The organism is Streptomyces sp. NPDC047315, from assembly GCF_040643215.1.
Classification (GTDB): domain Bacteria; phylum Actinomycetota; class Actinomycetes; order Streptomycetales; family Streptomycetaceae; genus Streptomyces.
Genome location: NZ_JBEYTZ010000051.1, coordinates 13063 through 38060 on the forward strand (window position 1 = coordinate 13063; position 24998 = coordinate 38060).

General features: G+C 72.7%; 19 protein-coding genes. 12 read left to right on the plus strand and 7 right to left on the minus strand.

Features of this window, described 5'->3' with window-relative positions; all coding sequences use genetic code 11:
- Positions 1 to 332 precede the first annotated feature (332 nt).
- Complete coding sequence (locus ABZ842_RS35910; protein WP_361546975.1) at positions 333 to 3155, plus strand: hypothetical protein; 2823 nt, start codon at positions 333 to 335, stop codon at positions 3153 to 3155.
- Positions 3156 to 3378: 223 nt separating this feature from the next.
- Complete coding sequence (locus ABZ842_RS35915; protein ID WP_361546978.1) at positions 3379 to 3960, plus strand: class F sortase; 582 nt, start codon at positions 3379 to 3381, stop codon at positions 3958 to 3960.
- A gap of 36 nt (positions 3961 to 3996) precedes the next feature.
- Here ABZ842_RS35915 and ABZ842_RS35920 read toward each other — a convergent pair whose 3' ends face one another.
- Positions 3997 to 4704 carry a L,D-transpeptidase gene (locus ABZ842_RS35920; protein ID WP_361547027.1) on the minus strand — a complete coding sequence of 236 codons (708 nt, stop codon included), beginning with the start codon at positions 4702 to 4704 and terminating at the stop codon, positions 3997 to 3999.
- 768 nt (positions 4705 to 5472) lie between these two features.
- The gene (locus ABZ842_RS35925) at positions 5473 to 5910 is read right to left on the minus strand and encodes a hypothetical protein (protein ID WP_361546981.1); all 438 of its coding nucleotides are present in this window, start codon (positions 5908 to 5910) and stop codon (positions 5473 to 5475) included.
- Between the two features lie 599 nt (positions 5911 to 6509).
- Here ABZ842_RS35925 and ABZ842_RS35930 point away from each other — a divergent pair.
- The 6 genes from ABZ842_RS35930 (at position 6510) to ABZ842_RS35955 (ending at position 10479) form a co-directional block, all read left to right on the plus strand.
- Positions 6510 to 6746: a hypothetical protein gene (locus ABZ842_RS35930; protein WP_361546984.1), complete on the plus strand. Its 237-nt coding sequence runs from the start codon at positions 6510 to 6512 to the stop codon at positions 6744 to 6746.
- 48 nt (positions 6747 to 6794) lie between these two features.
- Entirely contained in the window at positions 6795 to 6920 is a 126-nt protein-coding gene (locus tag ABZ842_RS35935) for a hypothetical protein (RefSeq protein ID WP_361546987.1), read from the plus strand.
- 5 nt (positions 6921 to 6925) lie between these two features.
- Positions 6926 to 7465, plus strand: a complete 540-nt coding sequence (locus ABZ842_RS35940) for a MauE/DoxX family redox-associated membrane protein (protein WP_361546990.1) — start codon at positions 6926 to 6928, stop codon at positions 7463 to 7465.
- Between the two features lie 73 nt (positions 7466 to 7538).
- Entirely contained in the window at positions 7539 to 8090 is a 552-nt protein-coding gene (locus ABZ842_RS35945; protein ID WP_361546994.1) for a redoxin family protein, read from the plus strand.
- The gene (locus ABZ842_RS35950) at positions 8087 to 10012 is read left to right on the plus strand and encodes an ABC transporter ATP-binding protein (RefSeq protein WP_361546997.1); all 1926 of its coding nucleotides are present in this window, start codon (positions 8087 to 8089) and stop codon (positions 10010 to 10012) included. Before ABZ842_RS35945 ends, ABZ842_RS35950 begins: the two co-directional genes overlap by 4 nt.
- 44 nt (positions 10013 to 10056) lie before the next feature.
- Entirely contained in the window at positions 10057 to 10479 is a 423-nt protein-coding gene (locus ABZ842_RS35955; RefSeq protein ID WP_361547000.1) for a S26 family signal peptidase, read from the plus strand.
- Positions 10480 to 11063: 584 nt separating this feature from the next.
- On the opposite strand, the gene ABZ842_RS35960 is transcribed toward ABZ842_RS35955, so the two are convergent.
- Complete coding sequence (locus ABZ842_RS35960; RefSeq protein ID WP_361547003.1) at positions 11064 to 14444, minus strand: S8 family serine peptidase; 3381 nt, start codon at positions 14442 to 14444, stop codon at positions 11064 to 11066.
- Positions 14445 to 14738: 294 nt separating this feature from the next.
- Between ABZ842_RS35960 and ABZ842_RS35965 the strand changes: the two genes are divergently transcribed.
- Entirely contained in the window at positions 14739 to 18557 is a 3819-nt protein-coding gene (locus ABZ842_RS35965; RefSeq protein ID WP_361547006.1) for a helix-turn-helix domain-containing protein, read from the plus strand.
- Between the two features lie 23 nt (positions 18558 to 18580).
- On the opposite strand, the gene ABZ842_RS35970 is transcribed toward ABZ842_RS35965, so the two are convergent.
- Entirely contained in the window at positions 18581 to 19432 is an 852-nt protein-coding gene (locus tag ABZ842_RS35970) for a TIGR03620 family F420-dependent LLM class oxidoreductase (RefSeq protein WP_361547009.1), read from the minus strand.
- Positions 19433 to 19598: 166 nt separating this feature from the next.
- Positions 19599 to 20306 carry a DUF4232 domain-containing protein gene (locus ABZ842_RS35975; RefSeq protein WP_361547012.1) on the minus strand — a complete coding sequence of 236 codons (708 nt, stop codon included), beginning with the start codon at positions 20304 to 20306 and terminating at the stop codon, positions 19599 to 19601.
- Between the two features lie 379 nt (positions 20307 to 20685).
- Here ABZ842_RS35975 and ABZ842_RS35980 point away from each other — a divergent pair, with 379 nt between their 5' ends.
- A complete protein-coding gene (locus tag ABZ842_RS35980) occupies positions 20686 to 21810 on the plus strand; it encodes a PP2C family protein-serine/threonine phosphatase (RefSeq protein ID WP_361547030.1) in 1125 nt (374 codons plus the stop codon).
- A gap of 424 nt (positions 21811 to 22234) precedes the next feature.
- On the opposite strand, the gene ABZ842_RS35985 is transcribed toward ABZ842_RS35980, so the two are convergent.
- Positions 22235 to 22903: a TetR/AcrR family transcriptional regulator gene (locus ABZ842_RS35985; RefSeq protein ID WP_361547015.1), complete on the minus strand. Its 669-nt coding sequence runs from the start codon at positions 22901 to 22903 to the stop codon at positions 22235 to 22237.
- An 86-nt stretch (positions 22904 to 22989) separates the two neighbouring features.
- Between ABZ842_RS35985 and ABZ842_RS35990 the strand changes: the two genes are divergently transcribed.
- Positions 22990 to 23652 carry a methyltransferase domain-containing protein gene (locus ABZ842_RS35990; RefSeq protein ID WP_361547018.1) on the plus strand — a complete coding sequence of 221 codons (663 nt, stop codon included), beginning with the start codon at positions 22990 to 22992 and terminating at the stop codon, positions 23650 to 23652.
- Positions 23649 to 23930, plus strand: coding sequence for a DUF4229 domain-containing protein (locus ABZ842_RS35995; RefSeq protein WP_361547021.1), 282 nt, complete (start codon positions 23649 to 23651; stop codon positions 23928 to 23930). The genes ABZ842_RS35990 and ABZ842_RS35995 overlap by 4 nt, the downstream gene beginning before the upstream one ends.
- 1 nt (position 23931) lies before the next feature.
- On the opposite strand, the gene ABZ842_RS36000 is transcribed toward ABZ842_RS35995, so the two are convergent.
- Positions 23932 to 24834 (minus strand): LysR family transcriptional regulator, encoded by a 903-nt coding sequence (locus ABZ842_RS36000; protein ID WP_361547024.1) that lies wholly within the window; start codon positions 24832 to 24834, stop codon positions 23932 to 23934.
- Between the last annotated feature and the right edge of the window lie 164 nt (positions 24835 to 24998).

Below are 24998 nucleotides of genomic sequence, written 5' to 3' on the forward strand. Positions count from 1 at the left end.
TCGGCCGGCTGCGTTCGGCCGAGCCCGGTTTCGTCCGCCCGTGCCCTCACGAAGCTGAGGAGACCCCCATCCGTACGCCCAGGAGACCCTGGCTGATGGCGTTGGGCACCGCAGTAGCCCTCGTCGCGTCAGCCGCTCCCGCCTCTGCCTCTTCCACCGCCCTTGCTTCCGTCCCGGCTCAGCCGCAGCAGCCGGCCCCGGCCGCGCAGTCCGCGGCTCCGGGGGCCAGCGCCCGGGCCCCGCTGTCGTGCGCGGGCAACATCATGTTGTCCGCCGGGACCCCGACGACCCAGCTCTACGAGGGGGTGACGAGTCCGGGGGAGATCACGTTCATGCCCGTGGGCACCGCCTCCCAGGACTACAACGCCATCGGCGTCAACCCGAACGACAACTACATCTACGCGATCCAGCGGGGTGCCAACCCCAACCTGCTGCGGATCGACGACGACGGCGCGGTGACCATCCTCGGGATCACCGGACTGCCGACGGGCGCGGGAAACTACGCGGCGGGCGCGTTCGACGACGCGGGTAACTACTTCGTCGCCAACGGCTACAACAACCAGCTCTACCGGGTCGACGTGACCGCGAAGACGGCGACCCTGATCACCCTGAGCGAGACCCTGGGCGGGGTCATCGACTTTGCGTACAGCGAGGGCTACCTGTGGGGCGCCAACCGGCAGGGCGGGATCTCCCGCATCGACCCGACGACCGGGACGGTCACCACCTACCCGGGCGTCCTGCCGGTCGCCGACTACGGCGGCACGTACACCTACGGCAACGGTGACCTGGGCTTCTTCAGCAACTCGGGCGTCATCACCCGTATCCAGATCGCCAACCCCGCCTCCCCGACCTTCACCCAGCTCTCCACGCAGCAGGCGCCGGCCAGCTCCGTTTCCGTGGATGCCACCTCCTGCTTCCAGATGCCGGTGGACCTGGCCGTGACGAAGGAGGGGCCGGCGTCGGTGTCGGCCGGCGGGGAGGTCTCGTACACGATCCGGCTGACCAACAACGGGCCGAACGCGTCCTCAGGCTGGACGCTGACGGACGCCATCCCGGCCGGCCTGGAGAACGCCGCCACCACGACGGGCGGGTGCAGCATCGCCAACGGCATGCTGTCCTGCACCGGCGGTGCGCTGGCGGTGGACGACAGCGTCGAGATCACGCTGACCGGCACGGCCGCGCTGGGCGCCACCTCCATCGAGAACACGGCGAAGGTGTTCGGCAACGACCCGGACCCGGACCCGGACAACAACGAGGACACGACCACCACGACCGTGGCGCCGTCGGTGGACCTCGGGGTGACGAAGACCGGGCCGGCGACCGCGATCGCGGGCGAGGACGTCTCGTACACGATCACCGTCACGAACAACGGTCCGTCGAACTCGACCGGCTGGACGGTGACGGACGAGATCCCGGCCACGCTGCGGAACGCCGCCACGACCACCCCCGGGTGTTCGGTCACCGGGCAGACCCTCACCTGCGAGGGCGGGGCGCTGGCCGTCGGTGACAGCGCCACCGTCACCCTGACGGGTACGGCCGCGGCGAACGCCACGCGGATCGTGAACCCGGTGACGGTGGAGGGCAACGAGCCCGACCCGACCCCGGACAACAACGAAGACACCGTGACCACGACGCTGGAGCGCCGGGTCGACCTGGCAGTCACCAAGACCGGGCCGGCGACCGTGGCCGCGGGCGGGGACGTCTCGTACACGATCACGGTGACGAACAACGGTCCCTCGGACTCCACGGGCTGGGGCCTGAACGACCCGATCCCGGCCGGCCTGGAGAACGCGGCCACCACCACGCCCGGCTGCTCGATCGGCGCCGACGGGCTCACCTGCATCGGCGGTCCGCTGGCGGTGGGCGACAGCAGGGAGATCACCCTCACCGGCACGGCCGCACCGGATGCCACCAGCATCGTGAACACGGCCGTCGTGGACGGCAACGACCCGGACCCGGACCCGGGCAACGACGAGGACACCACGACCACCAAGGTGAACCAGTCGGTCGACCTCGCCGTGGCGAAGGTCGGGCCGGCGGAGGTGACCGCCGGCGGGCGCGTCCTGTACCGGATCACGGTCACCAACAACGGGCCCTCGGACTCCACCGGGTGGACGCTGACCGACACCATCCCGCTCGCGCTGCGGGACGCGGCGACGCCGACCGCCGGGTGTGTGATCTCGGGTCGTACGCTGACCTGCGAGGGCGGTGCGCTCGCCGTCGGCGACAGCACCAGCGTCGTGCTGACCGGGACCGCGCCATCAGAGTCGGTGACCTTCGTGAACACGGCGACGGTGGAGGGCAACGAGCCCGACCCGGACCCCGACAACAACGAGGACACGGTGACGACCGAGGTGCCCCCGGTGGTGAACGCCGAGGTGGACCTGACCCTGGCGAAGGAGGGGCCGGCCACCGTGAAGGAGGGCGATGAGATCTCGTACACGATCACGGTGACGAACAACGGGCCGGGCGACTCGTCCGGTTGGACCCTGAGCGACACCGTTCCGGACGGTCTTGAGAACGCCGCCACGTCCACCGACGGCTGCACGATCACCGGTCGCACCCTCACCTGCGAGGGCGGGCCGCTGGCCGACGGCGAGAGCGCCGACGTCGTGCTGACCGGGACCGCGGCGGAAGACGCCACGAGCATCGTGAACACGGCCGTCGTGGAGGGCAACGAGCCCGACCCGGACCCGGACAACAACGACGACACCACGACCACCGAGGTGACGGGCGAGCCCGGGCTGACGATCACGAAGAAGCAGAACGGGCCGGCGACGGTGAAGCCCGGTGACACGGTGGAGTACACCGTCACCGTCACCAACACCGGCGACACCGCCTACACCGCGGCGAACCCCGCCGTCTTCACCGACGACCTGAGCGACCTCCTCGACGACGCCGCGTACAACGACGACGCCGAGGCCAGCAGGGGCACCGTCTCCTACGACGAACCGACCCTCTCCTGGCGCGGGGCGCTCGAACCCGGACAGTCCGCGACGATCACCTTCTCCATCACCACGGACGTCCGGACCTTCGGCGACCTGAAGCTGCACAACACCGTCGTCTCCGACACCCCGGGCAACAACTGCGCCCGCGGCAGCGAAGACGAACGCTGCACCACCGAAGGCAAGGTCACGCCCAAGGACAAGAAGTAAGGACAAGAAGTAAGGACAAGAAGTAGGGAGGAGAAGTAGGGAGGAGGCTCTCCCAGCGCAGTGCCCGGCGGCCACCCAGGCGCCGGGCACTGGCCGTTCGGGTGACCCGACCCCGGCCCCGGGTGTCGCACGCCGCGGCCACGACGCACGCCTTCCTAGGCTCGGTGCGCCGGGGCCGACCGTTCACCGAGGCGGCCCCACGACCTGGTTGAGGAGGCGCGCCGTGTCCGGTGCGAAGTTCCCACGCGGTGCCGCGGGCGGACGGCGGGCGGCGGTGGCCGTGGCCCTGATCGTCCTCACGTCGTCCCTGACGGGCTGCGCCACGCCCTTCGGCGGCGACGGTGACGGCGACGACCGTCCGCACGGCGCGCGGACCCCGACGGCCGTGACCATCGGCGGCGCCGGGCTGCGCGACGCGGACGTCACGGAACTCCGCGTCAGGGAAGGGGAGAAGGTGGCCGCCCCGGACAACGGGGTCGCCTGGCTCACCACCAGCGCCGTTCCCGGCGCGAAGGGCGCGGCCGTGCTGAGCGGACGCATCGGGGCGAAGGAGCGGCCCGGGACGCTGCACGCCGTCGGCCGCGTTGCCATCGGCGACGAGGCGGTGGTCGAGCACGCGGACGGCAGCAGAACGACCTTCACCGTCGACCGGATCCAAATGATCAGCCGGGGACTGCCGACCGTCGAGGGCGTCACGAAGGGCGCCGACCGCCGCGAGCTGCGCATCGTCGCCGTCGCGCCGCCCCCGGAGAAGGGGGAGAAGACCGCGGACGTCGGGCTGCTGCTCTCGGCCACCGCGCGCTGATCCGTCCGCGCTGACGCGCCCGTTGCGGACCGGGATTCAGTCGCCGGTCCGCGTCCCCCACACGTACACCTCGTCACCCAGCTTCAACTTGCCCCACAGCGCCTTGGCGTCGTCGTACCGCAGGTTCACGCAGCCGTGCGAGCCGGGGTCCTCGAAGATCGGGCGGTAGCTGGCGTGCAGGGCCTGCCCGCCGCTGAAGAACTGGGCGAACGGCATGGGCCCGTCGTACAGGTCGGACCAGAACTCCTCCACCCGCTCGAAGATCTCGAACCAGCCGGTACGGGTCCCGTACCCGGGCTTGCCCGTACGCGCCGGCACCGGCTCGAAGGCCACCCGTCCCGCGTCCTCCACCCACAGCACCTGCCGGTTCTCGTCGATGCACACCACCACCCCGTCGGTGTCCGGGCAGCCCTTGATCGCACCGCCTTCGGCCAGCGCCTGCTGCCACATCACCGCCCGGTAGGTGTGCAGATCCGCCGTCCCGTCGGCCGGCTCGATCCCGTGCTCGCGCTGGAACGCGGCGATCGCCTCGCAGTCCGCGGTGGACTGCTGCCCGTCCACCGGCAGCCCCAGGTGCTTCTCGACCTGCTTCTGGTACGGCCCCGCCGACGCCGTGCACGCCGCGGCCCGCGCCGCTCCGACCGACGAAGCCTGCGCCACGCCCGGGGCGGCCAGCACGATCAGCAGCCCCGCCAGCAGCCCGGCCAGATGGCCGGCCGCCACGCATCCCGCCCTGTTCGACATCGCCACGCCGGCTCACTCCCCTTCGAGTCTTCGAGTCTTCGAGTCCTTGAGTCCTTGAGTCCTTGGTCTTCGAGCACGTTCGATCGCGCCATCCCTGCCACCGCGCGCGATGTGTCAAGCGGACATGCCGTCCCGCTCACCCATGCGCCTTACCTGTCCGCCCGTCCGGCGGATTCGGCGGAGCCAGCGGAGTCGAAGGGGGCGGCGGGAGGTCGGCCGCCAACTGGCCTCGGGGGCTCAAATGCCCTGGCTCAATGGGGCCTTGAGTTCGCCTCCGCCTCCCATGTGACTCCAGTCACACCTCGACCGTGATCCCGATCGACCCGTTGTGGTGACTCGGAGTGAATGGTCTACTCCAGTGCGCGTTCAGATGGACGCGCCGGCCCGGGTTCGCGAGAGAGCGCGGGGGCTCGGGACGTCAGAACCGCCACGGTGCACGACCGACGAGAGAGGCGAACCCGTGAAGTTCCTGAACCGACTCGGCGACACCCTGCTGAGCAGACTCGCTCCCGAGACCGAGGCGTGGGCTGCCGATGATCCGTGTGCCGGGCGTTGTTCGCCCGGCCGGTGCGCCACCGCCTACACCCGGGAGATGTGCGTGGCCAACCGGTTGCAGACGCGGTGTTGCTACGTGGGTGGTCCAGCCTGCCCCACGGCGTACTGCGGGCCCTGGAAGAACTGCGGGCTGCTGACCTGCTGACCAGGACATGCGGATGCCCCCGGACTCGGGCGCTAGGCCGGGTCCGGGGGTCTTGGGGGCCTTCGGGGTCAGGCCGTGATCGTGTACGCCCTGCTGCAATGGGAGTCGCCGGCCTTCTCCAGGCATACCCACAGGTCGTGCTTGCTCCCCTCCGGGAGGTTTCTGGTCGCCTCGTCGTAGGATATTGCGGGCTTCCCCTTGGTGGATGCCAGGAGTCCGTTTCCAAGGAAAGCCTTGACGTAATATCCGTCGGACCGGAAGTCCTCGACAATGAGGCGGTCCCCATTCGCGATCCAGACCCCGTGGCCGGCAAAGTCATTGCCGACGGAGATCTCGACGCGGAAGTCATTGGCGCCCGCCGACTCGCCGCGGAAGGTCACGCTGATTCGGGGCTGCTTCTCGCCCTCGGCCGCCGGGGCTGCTGATGCCGGGGTTGCGCCGAAGGTCAAAGCGCTGGTCGCAAGCAGGGCGGCGGTGCCCAGGGTTGCGGCGATCCTCTTACGCATGGAGGTCTCCTCGCGTTCGTTGAAGTCCGACCTCTTCGGGGTGGGTAAAGGCCGGTCGGTCGTCACTAGATATGCACGGCGGCGTTCGGCTGATCAACTATTTCGAGGGGAAAGGCAGTTGCTGCCCGAAACTCTCTTGCGGAAATCACGCACCGTGGGCCCGTCGGGTGGGCGAAAGCGCCTGGCGAATGCCCTTCTGTTTCCGTGGATTTCCAGCGATCACTTCGGGGATCGAAGGGTGATCGCGGGGTGATAGGGCTCCCGGCGCGAGACGCATCACGGCTGGTCCGGAGCCGGGGGTCGGGCCGGGGGCGGGAAGGGCGGGTGCGCGGTTCTGGCCTCGACTCCGTGATGGCGGCAGTCTCGTCCCGATGGCTCAAATGCCGTGCGCCGTTGGCCACTTGAGGACCTTCGAATCTCTTGTGTGACCCCAGTCACGCCTCGATCACAATGCCGATCACCCCGTTGTGGACACCCGGTGCGAATGGTCTACTCCAATGCGCGTTCAGGTGGACGCGCCGACCCGGGTTCACGACAGAGCGCGGGGACTCGGGACGTCAGAACCGCCACGGTGCACGACCGACGAGAGAGGCGAACCCGTGAAGTTCCTGAACCGACTCGGCGACACCCTGCTGAGCAGACTGGCCCCCGAGACCGAGGCGTGGGCCGCCGAGGACCCGTGCCTCGGCCGCTGCTCCGGAGGCTGCCAGACCTCCTACACGCAGTCCCAGTGCATAGCCACCCGTCTGCACAAGCGGTGCTGCTACGTGGGCGGCAGCGCCTGCACCACTCCCTACTGCGGCCCCTGGAAGAACTGCGGCGTCATGACCTGTTGATCGGCCCCAGCCCGTTGATCGACGACTGAAAGGAACGGAGGAGGGTCCGTGCCCCGTCTGGCGCAACGTCATCCGACGTGCCGCCGGGTCCGAGCCGTGGCCCTCCTCGCCGGCCTGGCTCCCGTACTGATTCGGCGGCGCAGGTCCACGGCGCGGCTGCTGGCGGAGGAGTGACGATCGTGACGTACGCGGTGCTCACGGCGCGGCTCGCGCTCGCCGGGGTCCTCCTGGTGTCCGCGGTCGCCAAGGCGCGGTCCTTCCAGGAGAGCCGGGACATGCTCGACGGGCTCTTGCGGCGCTTGCCGCGCTCGGGGCCGGGCGCCCGGCGGCTGGCCAGGCCGGCGGCGTACGTCCTGATCGCGGCGGAGGGCGCCACCGGGCTCGCGCTGCTCGGCCCCGCGCAGACGGTACGCCCCGGGCTCGTCGTCGCCGCCGTGCTCACCGCGGGGTTCACCGCCGTCGCCGCCTGGGCCACCGTCTCCCGCGCCGAGGTCTCGTGCGCCTGCTTCGGCCGCCCCACCGCACGGCTGGGCCGACGGCACGTCGTACGCAACGCGCCCCTGTTGGGGCTCGCGGTCCTGGGCCTGGTGGGCGTCGGCGCGGCCCGGGACGCGTCGCCGGAGTTGCCCGCCGTCGTCCTGTGCGTCGTGGCGGCGGCGGTGATCACCCTGGTGACCGCCTTCTTCGACGACATCGTCGACCTGCTGGCCGGCCGGTAAAAGCAGCCCGTAGAACCAGCCCGTATTCCTCTTGCACCTCACGCCTCGACCCACCCCACGAAAGGGACGTCGCATGATCTATCTGACCTTGGGACTGCTGCTCTTGGGGGCCGTCACCGCGCTGAACCTGGTGCTGGTCCTCGCCGTCATCCGGCGGCTGCGCCGCCACGAGGAGGAGCGCAAGATCCGGTCCGGGACGTACGAGAACCCGCAGTCGGGTCCTCCGACGGGCGAGCCGCTGCCCCCGTTCGCCGCGGACGCCACCGACGGGACCCAGGTGACCTCTGCCGGTCTGACGGGCCGGGAAGCAGCGCTGACGTTCCTGTCCACCGAGTGTTCCGTCTGCGTCGCGGCAGCCGGTGACCTGCCCGAGTTCGCCCGGCGCAGCGGGATCGGCGCCGCACAGCACGTGGTCGTGATCGCCGGGAGCGACGAGGCCGTGGTCGAAGAGATGACCGCCGCGCTGGCCGGGGTCGCGACGGTGGTGCGGGAGGGGGCCGCCGGTCCGCTGTCCACGCTGTACGCGATCAAGGCCACGCCCACCACGGTGCTGGTCGACCCGGACGGCACCGTCACCTACGCCGCAGCCGGCACCAACCCGGTGCTGGACCGCCTGCCGGCGTGAGCGGGGGCGGGGGAGGGAGCGGGGAGGTCGACGCGGACCGGCTCGGCGGGTTGCGCGGCTTCGCCGCCGGCGCGGGCGCCGCACTGGAGCTGACCTGGCGCGCCGGCCCGGTCACCTTCGTCTGCCAGGTCCTGCTGACCGTGGCGCAGGGGCTGCTGCCCGTCGCGGCGACGCTCCTGACGAAGTGGCTCTTCGACGCGCTCCAGTACGGCCGGGGCGCCCCGGGGCCCTCCCCGCTGACGCTCGCCGCGGGCATCGGTACGGTCGCCGCGCTGACGGTCGTCCTGCCGTACGTGTCCACGTACACCGAAGTCCGGTTGCAGCGCGGCATCGCGCACCTGGCGCAGCGGCGGCTGTACGGCAAGGTCAACGAGTTCGTCGGGCTGGCGCGCTTCGAGGACCACGCCTTCTTGGACCGGCTCAGGCTGGCCCAGGACTCGGCGATCAGCGCGCCCGGTCAGATCACCACCGCCATGTTCGGCCTGGTCCAACAGGCCGTCGCGATCGCGGGGATGGTCGCGGTCCTCTCCTCGATCTCCCCGTGGCTGACGGCCGTCACGGTCGCCGCGGCCGTGCCCGCGCTGCTGGTGCAGATCTCCCTCACCCGCAGACAGGCCGCGCTGACGTGGGCGATCAGCCCGCGCAACCGGCGCCAACTCTTCTACCAAGAGCTGATGTTGAACGTCTCCGCGGTCAAGGAGGTCCGACTCTTCGGCGCCGGAGGGTTCCTGCTCGGCCGGATGGACACCGAGACGCGGGACATCAACGCGGCGGAGGAGCGCTACGACCGACGGGTGCTCGCGCTCCAGTCGCCGCCCGCGCTGCTCGGCGCGCTCGTCGCCGCGGCCGGGCTGGCGTGGACGGTCCACGGCGCGCTGTCGGGGCGGTTCGGCGTCGGGGACGTGTCGGCGTACCTAGCCGCGTCCGCCGGGGTGCAGGGGGCGCTGTCCGTCACCATCAGCCACGTCACCGGCGGCTACCACAGCCTGCTGTCCTTCCGGCACTACGTGGAGGTGAACCGGCTCCCCACCGACCTGCCGGTTCGCCCCGACCCGCTGCCCTTCGCGCCGCTCGCGGACCGCATCGAGTTCGACGACGTCTGGTTCCGCTACCGGGACGACGGGCCCTGGGTGCTGCGGGGGGTGAGCCTGACGATCGCCCGCGGCGAGTCCGTCGCCCTCGTCGGGCTCAACGGCGCCGGCAAGTCCACCCTGGTCAAGCTGGTCTGCCGGCTGTACGACCCGACGCGGGGCGCGGTGCGGTGGGACGGCACGGACGTCCGCGACCTGGACCCGGCGCAGCTGCGGGACCGGATCAGCGCGGTGTTCCAGGACCGGGTGGCGTACGACCTGTCGGCGACGGACAACATCGGCATCGGGGACCTGCGCCACCTGGGGGACCCCGAGCGGATCGCGGACGCGGCCCGGCGCGCCGACGCCCACGGCTTCGTCAGCGAACTGCCGCGCGGCTACGGCACGCTGCTGTCCCGTACGTTCCCCGAGCCGGACGACGAAGAGACGGGGAAGCCGTCGGCGGGGGTGGCCCTGTCCGGCGGCCAGTGGCAGCGGCTCGCCCTGGCCCGCGCGCTGCTGCGGGAGGGTCGGGACCTGCTCGTCCTGGACGAGCCGACCGCGGGCCTGGACGCGGCTGCGGAACAGCAACTGCACGAGCGGCTGCGGGCGCACCGCGCGGGTACGACCAGCCTGCTGATCTCGCACCGGCTGGGCACCGTGCGCCGGGCCGACCGCATCGTGGTCCTGTCGGACGGGCGGATCGCCGAGTGCGGCAGCCACGGCGAACTCGTCGCCCTCGGCGGCGAGTACGCGCGGCTCTTCGCGCTCCAGGCGTCGGGGTACATCGAGGACGACGAGGATGAGGATCAGGACGAGGATCAGGACGAGGACGAGGAGGTGGCGGTGTGAGCGACCCTGGTAAAGACGTGCGCATTCGGCCCGGGCGCGTTGGCGTGGCTGCCGTTGCGGCTGGCCTGGTGGGCGCGGGCGTCGCGGTTGCCGCGTGGCGGGTGCGCCGGTGCTACGTGGCCGTGACCGTGCGCGGTCCGAGCATGGAGCCGACCCTCACGCACGGCGACCGGGTGCTGATACGGCGCGGTGCGCGCGGGTTGCGCCGCGGGGACATCGTGGTGGTCGCCCGGCCCGACCTGGAGACCTCCTGGCGACAGCGGCCACCGGTCAGCGGCGACCTGACGGCCACGGAGTGGTTCATCAAGCGGGCGGTGGCGCTGGCGGGCGATCCGTTCGCCGGCGAGCCCGTGCCGGCGGGTCACCTCGCGGCGGTCGGTGACGGCCCGTACAGCGACGACTCACGCAACCACGGCGCGTGCCCGGTGGACCAGGTCCTGGGAATCGTCATCCGCCGCCTGGGCTAGAGCGCTTGCCGCTGCGGCCCGTGGTGGGCTTGTCGCTCCGTTCTCCCCCTACGCCCAGAGGGCGTGGTGGTACCCCCCGCGCCCCTGAACCCTCGTTTGTCTGCGGACCATGGTGGGCTTGTCGCGCAGTTCCCCGCGCCCCTAAAAACCTCCGCCCCGGCCCGCAGACAAGTGACGGGGGCAGCGAATCAGGGGCGCTGGGGTCCCCCCCCAGGCCCCTTGGGGCCGAGGGGGCGGGACTGCGCGAACAGCCCACCACCGGGGCGCGGAGACCAACGCCTCCGCAGGGGAACGGCGGTGGTGTCCAGGGGGCGGGACTGCGCGAACAGCCCACCACCGGGACGCGGAGACCAACGCCTCCGCAGGGGAACGGCGGTGGTGTCCAGGGGGCGGAACTGCGCGAACAGCCCACCACCCGGCCGCAGAGAGCAACGCTCCCGCAGGGGAACTGCGCGAGCAGCCCACCGCCGGGGCGCGGGCGCCCGTATCGCGCGCTCAGCACGAGGCGACCGCGACGGCCAAGCGTCGGCGCAGCCGAAGGGGCGGCGAGCCCGGTCCGCACGCCGCCCCCCAGACTCAGCCCCTCACTTGCCCCGATACGCGTCGTGGACGTCCACCGTCGAGCGGTTGCCCTGCCTGTCCACGATCACGGCGCGCAGGGAGATCCCCTTGCCCGCGTCCGGGTTGCGCACCGTCGCCTTGCCCTGCTTCACCGGCAGCTTCTGCCAGCTCTGGCCGCCGTCGTAGGAGGCGTACGCCGTCAGGGACTTGACGTTGCCGCCCGCCGCGGCGCCCTGGACGGTCAGCGGCACCTGCTGGACGCGGCGCGCCGGGGCGGTGCCGTCGAGGGCGACGGACGCGTCGAACCGCGCCGTGGACGCCGGCAGCTGCACCTCCGTCGCCGTCTGGTGCGAATCGAACTCCCAGCTCGCGTCGATCCGCGGGGAGGTGGTGCCCACTGCGGGGTCGCGGGTGACCGACGTCGACAGCCGGTACGCGGCGCCGTCGGCGGGCACGGTGAACGGGGCGCGGTCGAGGGCGTCGGTGTTCTCGCCGACCTTCACCCCGTTGCGCAGGAGCGTGGTCCGCACCGACTTGTGGAGCGTGCGGCCCGGGTGGCCCTGGCCGTCGGAGAAGAGCCGTACGTCACCGTAGATCTCGTTCCCCTTGCGGAACAGGCCGTACGGGGAGCCCAACACCGGGCTGATGACCCCCGTGTTGAAGTCCTCCCGGTAGGTCTGGCCGGCGCGGTACGCCTTGGGCTCCTGCGGAGCGTAGGAGGCTTCCGTCTTCCAGCCGTCCGTGCCGTGGACCGTCTGCTGGAAGCCCATCTCCCAGCGCGCCCCGTCCAGCGTCGACAGGCGCAGCGTCCGCTCGGTGGGCAGCGCCTGCACCGGCGCGGGGAACGAGAAGGGCGACCGCGCCACGCCGGGGATGGTCGCGGCGGGGAAGAGCGCGCCGCTCTTGCCCAGCGCGGAGGCGCCGAGGCCGACCTTCACGGTCGCCTGGTCGGCCTCCGTGAGGTGTCGGACGTAGCCGGTGGTGAACCGGTCGGAGGTGCTGCCCGTCGTCACGACGTGGTCCGTCGACCCGTTGGTCCACGTCCCCGTCCACTCCTGGGAGATCCGGCCGGTGACCGGCGGTCCGAGGTGCGCGGTGCGCAGCTCCGTGAACGCCCCCAGCGGGTAGAACGTCGACCGGCCGAACTCGCCGCGGTCGTAGGAGAAGGTCGTGAAGGCGTTCCCCAGCGTCGCGGCGCGGTCCGGCACGGTGATGTCCACCGGCTTCGCAGCCCGCGCGTCGAGCGTCACCGTCTGCGGGCCGGTGATCTCCAGCACCGGCTGGACCAGCCAGTTGTCCATCGCGGCGGTCGCGGAGTCGTTGATGTGGGATTCGAGGTAGTACGTGCCCTTCGGCAGCCGGGCCTTGTTCGTGGTCGAGGTCTCGTCGAAGCGCGCGTCCTTGTCGTACAGGCCCTCGGTGGCGCCGCCCACGGAGGTCGAGAAGCCCGCGGCGGGCTTGCCGTCGCGGCCGACGTGCTCGAACGTCACGTCGTACGACTCGACTTCGCGTTCCACCACGGCCGGGGTGCGCACGCTCTGGCCGTCGCCGGCCGCCAGGACCTGGACGGAGTACAGGCCGTCCACGGTGCCGCCGGGCCGGGTGTCGACGGTCAGGTCCACGGTGGCGGTGCCGCCGGCGGGGATGGTCACCTTGTCGGCGCCGAGCGCGAAGAAGCCGGCCGGGGCGGGCTTGCCCTGCGGGTCGCGGGCGTCGAGGGTGAGGGCGAGGGTCACCGGCTTGTCACCGCTGTTGCGGTAGGTGACCTTCTTCGTCTGGAGCGGGTCGTCGGCGTGCGGCCACTGGGCCTTGTCGAAGCCGACCGCCCCGGGCTGGGAGAACACGGTCTGCTTCAGGGCCGCGTCGACCTGGATGCGGCCGGCGCCGCCCTCGAATATGCCGTACGCGCCCTGCTTCGCGGAGCCGGTGAGGGCGCCCTTGAGCTCGGCGGGGGTCCACGTCGGGTGGCGCTGCTTGAGGATCGCGGCTGCGCCGGCGACGTGCGGGGTCGCCATCGACGTGCCCTCGATCGTCAGATAGCCGTCGGGGCTCTGGCCGTACCGCTCGGCGAGGACGCTGCCGGGCGCGGCAGCCGCGGTGATCGCCACTCCGGGCGCGGTGACGTCGGGTTTGACGCCGCCGTCGCCGACGCGGGGGCCGCGGCTGGAGAAGTCGGCGAGCGCGTCGGCGTCGTCGACCGCGCCGACGGTGAGCGCGGCTTCGGCGCTGCCCGGGGAGCCCACCGAGGAGGCGCGCGGGCCGCTGTTGCCCGCGGCGACCGCGAACAGGACGCCCTTGTCGGCGGTGAGCTGGTTGACGGCCGCTTCCAACGGGTCGATGCCGGGCGCGTCGTCCTTGCCGAGGCTCATGTTGACGACGTGGGCGCCCTGGGCGACGGCCCACTCCATGCCCGCCAGGATCTCGGAGTCGCTGCCCCAGCCGTCGTCGTCGAGCACCTTGCCGTTCAGCAGCTGCGCGCCGGGGGCTGCGCCCTTGTGGGCGCCGCCGGACTTGGCGCCGCTGCCGGCGGCGGTGGAGGCGACGTGCGTGCCGTGCCCGTTGCGGTCCTTGGCGTCGGCGGTCGTCGTGAAGTTCTGCTCGGCCACCACCTTGCCCGCCAGGTCCGGGTGCGTGCCGTCGATGCCGGTGTCGAGCACGGCGATCTTGACGCCCTTGCCGTCGTGGCCGCCCGCCCACGCCTGGGGCGCGCCGATCTGGGGCACGCTCTTGTCGAGGGTGGCCTTGCGGCCGGCGTCCAGCCAGACGTGGCTGACGCCGGGGGCGGCGACGGTGGCGCCCCGGGCCCGGGAGGCGGTCAGCGCGGACCACAGCGTTCCGGCGTCCTCGGCCGGGGCCTGGACGGCCTCCGCGTTCAGCGACGTGAAGGACTTGCGGACGGTGCCGCCGTCGGCCGCGCGCACTTCCTTCCGGGCGGCCGACGCGGCGCCGTCGTACTGGACGATCACCCTCACGCCGTCGCGCTGCGCGGCGACGGTCTCGGGGCGGGTCAGCTCGGTCAGGTCGAACAGCCGCCGGTCGAGCTTGCCGGCGGCGAGCAGGCGCTCGGTGTCGGCGGGCACCACGTGGGTGCGTCCGCCCAGGGTGCGCAGGTGCATGCGGACGTCCTGGCGGCCCTTGCCGGGCTCGATCCGGACGGGCTTGTTCTTGCCGTCCAGGAACACCCGGTCGCCGGTGATCAGGGTGACGTCCTTCAGGGGGCCGGCGGGGCGTCCCGCGTGGACGGCTCCGCCGTCGGCAGGGGGCGCCGCCGCGGCCGGGGCGGCCACGCCGGTGGCGAGGGCCGCGACCGCAGTGGCGAGGGCGAGCGCCGTCGTACGCCGCCGAGCGGGCCGTTGGGCCGGTTGTTGAGCCGGTCGTGGGGACAGTCGTGGGGATCTGTACAACTCTTCTCCCGGTTGAGGGGGGGGCGTGCGACGGCCCGGGCCGCCACGTCCTTGCGGACCTCGGGGTGTGGCTGCCGCTCCCGGGCTCACCAGCTGGGGAACGGGCCCGGGCCGACGCTCGTGCCGCATCGCTGCGGCGCTTGCGACCAGCAGTTCATCGGCTCGCGAGTTGTTCAGCAGCCCCGTTCCGTACGGCTGAACAACCGCACTTCGCGTGTCTGATGGGGCCCTTGTGACGGAGGAAGATGTGTTCCTAGCGTGTGAGGACCTTGATCGAACGGAAGTGGGGCGGGCGTGGGGAGACCGGAGAAGGAGCTCGACCCGGGGGCGGGGCCGGTGCCGCGCTTCGCCCACGGGCTGCGCGCCCTGCGCCAGGAGGCCGGCGGGCTCTCGTACCGGGAACTCGCCCGCCGCGCCGGCTACTCGGTGACGGCGCTCTCGCAGGCCGCCGCGGGGGAGAAGCTGCCGACGCTGCCCGTCGCGCTGGCGTACGTCGCCGCGTGCGGCGGCGACCCTGAGGAGTGGGAGGACCGCTGGCGCACCGCCGACGCGGAACTCCTCGCCGAACTCGCCGCCGGCGCCCTCGTCGGGAGCACCCCGCCCTACCGGGGGCTCGCCCGCTTCGAACCCGAGGACGAAGCGCTCTTCTTCGGCCGCGGCCGGCTCACCGAAGAGTTGGTGGAACTGGTCGCCGCGCACCGCTTCACCGTGGTCTTCGGCCCGTCGGGCAGCGGCAAGTCATCCCTCCTGCGGGCCGGTTTGATACCCCGGCTGCGCACCTCGCCCGCCCCGCCGGCCCCTCTGTCGCCGCCCGCCGCCCTGAGGATCTTCACGCCCGGCGAGCACCCGATGCGCTCCCGCCGCGACCTGCTCGTCCCGGCCGCCGACGACGGTGAGACGTGGCTGGTCGTGGACCAGTTCGAGGAGGTGTTCACGCTCTGCTCCGACGCCGAGGAGCGCACCGAATTCCTCACCGCCCTGCTCGCGGCGCGCCGGGACGACAGCCGGCTACGGGTCGTGCTGGGCGTACGCGCCGACTTCTACGGGCACTGCCTCGCGGACCCCGGCCTGGCCGCCGCCGTCAAGGAAGCCGCCCTGCCCGTCGGCCCGTTGGCCGCGGCGGAGCTGCGCGAGGCGGTCGTCAAGCCCGCTGCCGCGGCCGGGCTCGTCGTCGAACGGGCCCTGACCGCCCGGCTGGTGGAGGAGGTCGCGGGCGAACCGGGCAGCCTGCCGCTGCTCTCGCACGCCCTGCTGGAGACCTGGCGCCGCAGACGGGGCCGCACCCTGACCCTGGAGGGCCACCTCGCCGCGGGCGGGCTGCACGGCGCCATCGTGCAGACCGCCGAGGACCTGTACGCACAGCTCACCCCCGACCAGGCGGAGGAGGCCCGCCGCATCCTGCTGAGCCTGATCACCCCGGGCGACGGCGTCCCCGACACCCGCCGCCCCGTCGAGCGTCCCGAAGTCGTCCCCGACGGGCCGGCGTCCGACGCGCACACCGTCTTGGACCGACTGGTCGAAGCACGCCTCGTCACGCTCGACCGGGACACCGTGGACCTGGCCCACGAAGCGCTGATCACCGCCTGGCCGCGGCTGAGCGGCTGGATCGACGAGAGCCGCGAGCGGCTGCGCCGCCACCGCCGGCTCGCCCAGGCGGCCCACAACTGGCGGGCCCGGCAGCGCGACAGCGGCGCGCTGCTGCGCGGCGGGGAGCTGGCCGAGGCCGCGTTCACCTTCGCCGCGGCCCGGGACCGACGGGAGCTGACGCCGCAGGAACGGGAGTTCCTACGGGCCAGTTGCACCGCCCGCACCCGGGCCCGGTGGGCGCGCCGCGCGGTGGTCTCCACGCTGGCGGTCCTCGTCGTGCTCGCCGTGGTGGCGGTGGAGACGGCCTGGCGCGAGGGGCGCACCAGCCAGCACCAGCGCGAGGAGTCCGCCGCCCGGCGGCTGGCCTCGCTGGCGCAGGGCGTACGCGCCTCCGACCCGGTGCTGGCGATGCGGCTGGGCCTGACCGCGTGGCAGCTCAAGCAGACGACGGAGACCCGCTCCGCGCTGCTCGGCGCGTACACGCAGCCGGAGACGGACACGTACGACGTCCCGGACGGGACGGACGTGATGACGCTCGACGGCGCGGCCCCGCTGCGGCTGAGCCGGGACGGTCGGACGGCCGTCACCAGCGACATGTCCGGTGTGCGCGCGTGGGACGTCACCACCGGCAAGGCGCTCGGACCGCTGATCCCGCTCGGCACCGACACCTCGGTGGTAGGGGTCGCTCCCGACGGGCGGACGGCGCTCCTCGGGTCCTGGGACGGGAAGGGGAAGAAGTTCAACGTCCGGACGTGGGACCTGCGGGCGGGCAAACCGGTCGGCGTCCCGCTGCGCACGGACAGGTGGGGCGCGGGCTACGCCCCCGACGGCCGCACCCTCGTGGAGGTGGAGATCGAGGACGACGGGGGCACGCTCGGGCTCCGGGACGGACGCACGGGGCGGACGGTGTTCGAACGGTCGACGAGTACCGGACCGGCGTGGGCCCTGAGCCCCGACGCCCGCCTCCTGGCGCTGTGCCCCGACTGGCACGGCGGGCGCAAAGGCAAGGAGACCGCCGCGTTCGAACTCTGGGACGTACGCGAACGGCGCAAGCTGTCCACGACGTGGCCCGGCGCCTGCGCCGCGGAACCCCCCGAGTTCACCGGGGACGGCAAGGCCATCATGGTGCGGTCCGCCGACGGGCTGAGCCTTCGGGACGCGGCCACCGGGCGGGAGCGCACCCGCATCCGGCACGCCGGGCTGATCGAGGCGGTGACGAGCCCCGACGGGCAGTTCGTGGTCGCGGCCGACAGCCGCGAGATCCTGCTCTGGCGGCTGTCCTCGCCCAAGAAGCCGGTGTTCCGCTTCCCGCTCGCCAACGAGGTCCCCACCGAGCTGCGGATCGACACGGCGGCCGGCGCGATCCGCTACGTCACCAACCGCCACCGCATGGACACCGTCGTGCGCACCGTCTCCTACGGGCCCGCGATGGGCTCCGCGTGGAGCCCGCAGCCCATCGGCAAGGGCGTGTTCAGCCGGGACGGCCGTACGCTCGCGGTCGAACGCCGCCGCGGCAGCACGTCGTACTTCGAGGCGTACAGCGTCCCGGACGGCGCTCGCACGGCCCGTACCCCCGGGGTCCGGTGCGCGAGGGCCACTCTCTCCGGCACCGACTGCCACACCCTGCTCGCGCTCAGCCCGGACGGCCGGACCCTCGTGCACGGCAGGACGACGCTGTACGGGAGCGACGGGCCGAAGGAGTTCCGCGCGCCGAACCTCTGGGACGTACGGGCCGACGCGCCCGCCCGTCCGCTGGTGGACCCCCGGCCGCCGCACTCGGCGTCGCTGCCGATGACCGGGCTCGACTTCACCGCGGACGGGCGGTCCCTGCTCGTCACCAGGTACGGCATGGACGCCGTCGACGTCTGGGACCTGGACCGCAGGCAGCGGACCCGGCCCGAGACGCAGTCCAAGTCCCACGCCACGGTGTCCGACAGCTCCATCGACCACCCCAACAGGCTCCTGGCGCGCCCCGACGGCCGACTGGTCGTCACGCCCCGGTACCTCTTCGCCCTGCCGTCGGGCCTGACGGCGGGGCGGAGCCCGAACCTGGACGACGCCAGCGCGTTCGCCTTCAGCCCGGCCGGGGACCGGCTGGCGGCCGGGGACAGTTCGGGCGGGGTGACGCTGTGGGACGGCGACGTCCGCAAGCGGCGGGGGGCCCTGGTCGGCACCCAGAACGCCGCGCGCCGGGGCACGGTCGAAGCGGTCACGGCGCTGGCCTTCTCGCCCGACGGGAAGACCCTCGCGGTCGGGGGCGGCGCCGGCACGCTCCAGCTCTGGGACGTGGCGTCGGGCCAGCCGCTCGGTTCGCCGCTGCCGACGCCGGGGGACGGCATCGTCGCGGTGACCTTCGCCGCGGACGGGCGCACCGTGCACGGCGTGGGCGTGCACAGCGGCATCCAGTCCCACGCGATCGACCCGGGACGGCTGACGGCGGCCGTGTGCAAGCGTGCGGGGGGCGGTCTTTCGCCGGCGGACTGGCGGACGTACCTGCCGGACATCCCGTACCGGCCGGTGTGTTGACCGCTCGGTGCGGTTCAGTGCGCTCAGCGGATGAGTGCGTCCGCGAGTGCCCGCCACGTCTCGTGGGGGGCCTCGTGCTCAGCCGCGTCGGGGTCCGTCGGCTGGACGACGAGGACGACCTGGTCGGCGCCCGCGTCGAGGTGGCGGCGTACGCGGGCGGCGACGGCGTCGACGTCGCCCCAGGCCACCAGCGCGTCGAGCATCCGATCGCTCGTGGTGGCGACGTCCTCGTCGGTGAACCCCATCCGGCGCAGGTTCTGCGGGTAACCGCCGACCTGGGTCAGGAAGCTGATGGGCTCCCGGGCCGCGGCCCGGGCCCGCTGCGGGTCCTCTTCGAGTACGACGTACTCCATGATGACGAGCTTCGCCCCGGCGCCCAGGACCTGTCGGGCCTGCGCGGTGTACTCCGGGGTGACCAGCAGGGGCACGGCGCCGGCCGCGCGGTCGCGGGAGAGCTCCAGCATCCGCGGGCCCAGGGCGGACAGCATGCGGGAGCCGACCGGGACGGGCGGGTCGGCCGCGTCCAGGGCGTCGAGGTAGGCGTTCATCGTGCGCAGCGGACGGGCACCGTGCGCCCCGCCGAGACCGGTGATCAACCGGCCCGGATCGGTGGCCTCGACGTCGCGGCGCAGCGCGACCACGTCCTGCGGCGGATACACCTGGGCGGGGATGATCGCGCTGCCCACGGGGACCGTCCGGGTCGCCCGGACGACGTCCCGCAGCGGGTCCAGGGTGGCCAACTGCCCGCCGGCGATCCACAGCGTCGAGTAGCCGAGGTCCTCCAGGAGCGCGGCGTCGTCGAGGTGGCCGCCGTCGGCCCGTACGTCCAGGGTCACGCCGATGGGGCCGATCTCGTCGAGCGCGTGCTGGGTCATGGGGTGCCGCCTTCCGCTCCGCGATGGGGTCCGGGCTCGGGCCCATCGATGGGTTGCGACGCTATTTCCTGAACCCGACTTGAGGTCAACGACGGGCGGTGGGCGGCGGCCCGGGGACCCGGTCGGCGGTTGGGTCCCGGTCGGGTCCCGGCGGCGGTCGGTCGGTTCAGGAGAGCGGCACGGCCTTCGACGGGTCGGTGTGCCAGCTGCTGACGGCGGGCTCGCTCACCTGGACGGCGTCGATGGCGAGCGGGACCGGGTCCGGGTCGTTCTGCTCCACGGAGACGGTCATCGAGGCGTACTCGGTGCCGGAGTCGTCGTTGGTGGTCTTCGGGGTGACCCCCGCGTAGGCGGTCTTGTTGCCGCTCAGGGTGATCGGCCGGCCCGCCGACTGCTCGGCGTTGGTGGCCAGCGGGCCCCCGTCGATGCCGAAGGTGACGACCGGGATGCCCGCGGGCAGGACGCAGGTGATTCCGCTCTGGGCCCGGACGCTGATCTCGTCGTACCCGCCGGCCTGGGTCTTTGCCGTGACCTTCCAGACCAGGTCGTTGGTTCCGCACACCTGGCCGTAACCGTCCTTGTCGCCGGAGCCCTGCTGCACGCCGTCCTTGCCGCCGGACCCGGTGGACCCGTCGGGCTGCCCGCCGTCCGAACCCGACTTCGTCCCGCCGGACGCGTCCGCGCCCTGGGCCGCCTTCCCGCCCTCGTCCGCGGCGGGCGCCGAGCCGGTGTCCCCGGTCTTCTCCTGTGCGGCGGCGGTGGCGGCCTTCGACGGGGCGGAGGCCGCGTTGTCGTCGTTCTGGCAGGCGGTGGTGAGCAGCCCGACGGTCAGCACGGAGGCGAGGGCGATGGCGCTGCGCAGGGACTTCTTCATGGGAGATACGTCCTTTGGATCGTCTGGATCGTCGGTGGGTTCTCGAAGCGGTGATCGCTTGCGTTGTCGCCGTTGACCTTGAGCATGCCGCCCCGAACGGCCGTCCGACCGGGATCGCACCTGGTCATGACGGGGCTGTGAACGCGCTGTGACACGGTCACGCGGAGTTCACGGGCGCGTCCCCGCGGCCCGTCCGCCGCCCGTCCGCGGCCCGCGGGGGCCGTGCGTGAGCAGCCCGATGCGTACCGGCTTGTCCCGTGTCGGCCGCCCCGTATTGGGGGATATGCACTGTTACGATCCTCGGTCGACACCTCCCTGATCCGCGGCGCCCCGACCGGCGGTCGGGGTTCGCCGCAGATCCGGAGGGCCCGTGCCCCGCATCCGTCGCAAGCGCCCCGACGACCGCTCAGACCGCCACGACCGCTCCCTCGACACCGTCGAACCGCCGGGCACCGGTGAACTGCTGGTCGTTGTGTTCGTCGTGACGCTGCTGGTGCTGGCCCTCGGTTCGGTGGCCAACTCGGTGGTGTGGCTCGTCGGCTTCATGGTGTTCCTGCCGGGCGCGGCGTCCGCGCTGTGCACCGTGCGGCAGACCGTGCTGGTCTGCGTCTGGACCACGCTCGTGGTCGGCGCGGTGGCCGGCGTGTGGGTCGACGGCGCCGCGGCCCCGATCGACCGCGTGCTGATCCTGCTGCTCACCGTGTGCCTGGGCGTGGCTTCGGTGTACGCCTGCCATCGACGCATCGGGCGGGAGCGCGAGATGCTGCGGCTGCGCTCGGTGGCCGGCGCGATGCAGCGGCAGATCCTGCTGCCCCTGCCGCTCGACACGGCGGACGTGGTCGTCGACGGCGTGTACGAGCCCCTCCAAGAGGACCGGCTGGTCGGGGGCGACGTCTACGACGTCGTGGAGTCCCCCTGGGGGACCCGGGTGCTCATCGGCGACGTGCAGGGCAAGGGGTTGCCGGCGGTCGGGGCAGCGTTCGCCGTCATCGGTGCCTTTCGCGCGGCGGCGCGCCGTGAGCGCGAGCTGACCGCGGTCGTGGACTTCCTGGACGCGTCCGTCGGCTGGCACAACGTCCGCGCCGAACGGGCGGGCGACGACGAGCGGTTCGTCACCGCGCTCGTCGTGGACATCGGCGCGCACGGTGACGCGCGGGCGGTCAACTGCGGTCACGTGCCGCCATATCTGCTGCACGCCGGCTCCGTGACCGAGCCGCGGCTCACCTCCGGCGTCCCCCTCGGACTCACCGCGCTCACGGACGAGCCGGTGACGGTCGACGCGTTCCCCTTCCCGCCGGGCGCGGTGCTGCTGCTGAGCACCGACGGCCTGATGGAGACCCGCTCGGCGGACGGCACGTTCTACCCCGTCGAGCAGGACCTGGCGCGCCGGGTGCGCCTGCCGGCGGATCTGCTGCCGCGGGCTCTGTGCGACGACGCACGTGCGTTCGCGGGCGTCGGCGGCCAACAGGACGACGTAGCAGTCCTCACAGTCCGCCGCGCCTGACGCGCTTTGCGCGTCCCTGTGCCCCGGGTGTGCGGGCCCCTCCGCCCCTGGACACCCCCGCCGTTTCCCTGCGGGACAGATTGGTCTCTGCGACCCGGTGGTGGGCTTGTCGCGCAGTTCCCCGCGCCCCTGTTGTGCTTCCCCGTGTCGTCCATCTGCGGGAGCGCGGTCAACCCACCACCGGGTCGCGGGCAAATGTCTGGGGGAAGCGAGTCAGGGGCGCGGGGAACTGCGTGGTCAACCCACCACCGGGTCGCAGGTAACTGTCTGGGGGAAGCGAGTCAGGGGCGCGGGGAACTGCGTGGTCAACCCACCACCGGGTCGCAGAGGTCAGCGTTCCCGCAGGGAAACCGCGGGGGTGCCAGGGGCACAGGCGGCGGAACTGTGCGGGCAGCCTTCGCCGGGCCGCAGGGCCGCAGCGCGGTCACACAGGGGTGCGACCGCCGTCCCGGTCCGCGACTGTGAGCGTCGACAAGGTCATCGACGTCAGGTCCGCCTCCAGCACCAAGGGATCCGGCATCGCCACGGCGCGAAACGTCCGCGTCGCCAGCATCGACAGCAACCACCACGCCGCCGACTCCGCGTTGACGTCCCGACGGATGCCCCCCGCCTCCTGCCCTTCGCGCAGCACGCCGGCGAGCTCGTCCACGAAGCGCCGCAGCGAGCGCCGGGCCGCCTCGCCGACGTCCGGGTCGGCGGAGAGCGACGTCGCGTCGGCGAAGAGGTAGCCGAGGGACCCGGGGCGGTGGAACCGCGCGACGTGCTCCGGGTCGAGGAACCGCGCCAGCGCCTCCGGCACGCTGCCGCCGTCCCGCACGGCCCGGTTCAGCTCGTCGCTGACGGTGGTCACGGCGTGCTCCAGCACCGCCGCGTACAGCGCCGCCTTGCTCCCGAAGTTGTGGAACACGACCGGCTCGCTGACCCCGCCCCGCGCGGCGACGGCGGACGTCCTGCCCCGCTGGTAGCCGGTCTCGGCGAACACCTCGGTCGCGGCGCGCAGGATCGACGCGCGCCGCTGGTCGGCGGTGAGGCGCTTGCGCCGGGGAGCGTCCCGTGCGTCGGGCGCGTCGGACGGTGGCGTGCCGGAGTTCACGCGGTTCAGCGTAGCCCGCCTTGCCCGACATTACTTAGTCGTGACTAAGATAGCTTTTCTTAGTCGTCACTAAGTTAGGGGTTTCGATGGTTCTCCAACACCTCCTGCACGGACGTCACGACCCCGCCGCGCCCGGCGCGATCGGCCGGGCCCGCGCCTACGCCGCCGTGACCGCCGTCGCCTTCGCCGGCCGCCGGCGCAGTACGTACGGACGGCTGGTACGGCTGGGCGGGGCACGGCCGGGGGACCGGGTCCTCGACGTCGGCTGCGGCACCGGATACCTCACCGACCTGCTCGCCCGGGCCGTCGCACCGGGCGGCACCGCCACCGGTCTCGACCCCGCGCCCGCGATGGTCGACTACGCGCGCCGGCACGTCCGGGCGCCCGGCTGCACCTTCACCGAAGGCGTCGCCGAGGAACTGCCGTACGAGGACGGCGCCTTCGACCTCGTCATCACCAGCCTCGCCTTCCACCACGTCCCCGAAGACCGTCGAGAGCGCGCGCTGACGGAGATGCACCGCGTCCTGCGTCCCGGCGGGCGGCTCGTGATCGCCGACTTCCGCCCGCCGCGCCGCGGCCCGGCCCGCCATCTGGTGGGCGCCACGGCCGGCGCCGTGATGCGGGACAACCGGACCGACCGACTGGCCGCCCTGATCGACGCGGCGGGCTTCCACCACCGCGACGCGGGCCGGCTGTTCCCGCTGCTGCACTGGGAGCGCGCGACGAAACCGGCCCGGGACGCCTCGTGACGCGCCGTCACCGGCACGCCCTTGCCCTCACCCTGCTGGTCGCGGCCGGCATCGGCTGGCACATCGGTTACGGCGGTGCCACCGGCCTCGCCGTGGTCGTCGCCCTGCTCGCGGCCCACCTCGTCGCCGCCGCGCTCGGGTACTGGCTGCTGCGCCGCCGCAGGCGTACGCCCGTACGCCAGCACGCCGAAGCCGACGCCGAGCACCCCGTACACGACAGGGCGGCCGAGTCGGCCGCGTACGACGGGATGCCCGAACACCCGGCCCACGACGGCTGATTCAACCGTCGGACTCCTGCGGCCACGGATGGTCCAGGCAGCAGCGGACGAAGTCCTGCACGGCCGGGCCGCCGTCGTGGGCCCACGCGACGCCGACCCGGCTGGGGCTGACGCCGGTGACGGGGCGGTAGGTGACGCCGGGGCGGGCGTAGAAGCGGGCGGCGGACGCGGGCGCGAGGGCGACGCCGTATCCGTTGGCGATGGCGCTGAGCCAGTCGTCCGGCTGGTCGGTGACGGCGCCGATGCGGACCGGCCGGCCCTCGCGTTCGTCGGCGGCCAACCAGAAGTCCCGCCACCACTCGGTCTCCTGCGGCGCGGCCACGAACGGCTCGTCCCGCAGGTCCCGGAAGCGGATCACGTCCCGCTCGGCGAGGGGGTGCGCGTCGGGCAGGGCCACCCAGCGGGGCTCGGTGAACAGCGCCGCCGTCCGCAGGGCGCCCTGTCCGGGGAAGGGCAGCCGCAACAGGGCCACGTCGACGTCCCCTTCGGCGAGCCCCGCGCTCGGGTTCGACCAGGACGCCTGCCGCATGTCCACCCGCCAGCCCGGCCGCCGCCGGGTGAACTCCGCGATGATCCCCGGAGTCGCCTCGTTGGCGGCGCTGGCCAGGAAGCCGACCCGCAGCACGCGCCCCGCCAGGCTCGCGGCGCCCTTGGCTTCCCGCGCCGCCCGGTCCCAGTCGGCCAAGAGCGCGGGCACCCGCTCCACCAGGGCCCGGCCCGCCTCCGTGAGGGCCATGCCCGTACGGGACCGGGTGAACAGCCGTACTCCCAGTTGCGCCTCCAACTGCTTGACCTGCTTGGTGAGCGCCGGCTGGGACACGAACAGCCGCTCCGCGGCGCGGGTGAGGGTGCCCTCCTCCGCCACGGCGACGAAGTAGCGCAGCAACCGGGTGTCCACATCCATGCTTCCAGGTTATAGATGCAGGTATTGGACGCCACCGAAGAGCTCGGGAAGCCTTGTCCCAGCGAGCTGGCTAAGGGCTGTCCCGTAATCCCTGGCGGGCGCGCGACGACAGCTACGGCGCCTCGCTGCGTTGTCGGAATCACCACATACATCCAGTATGCGGT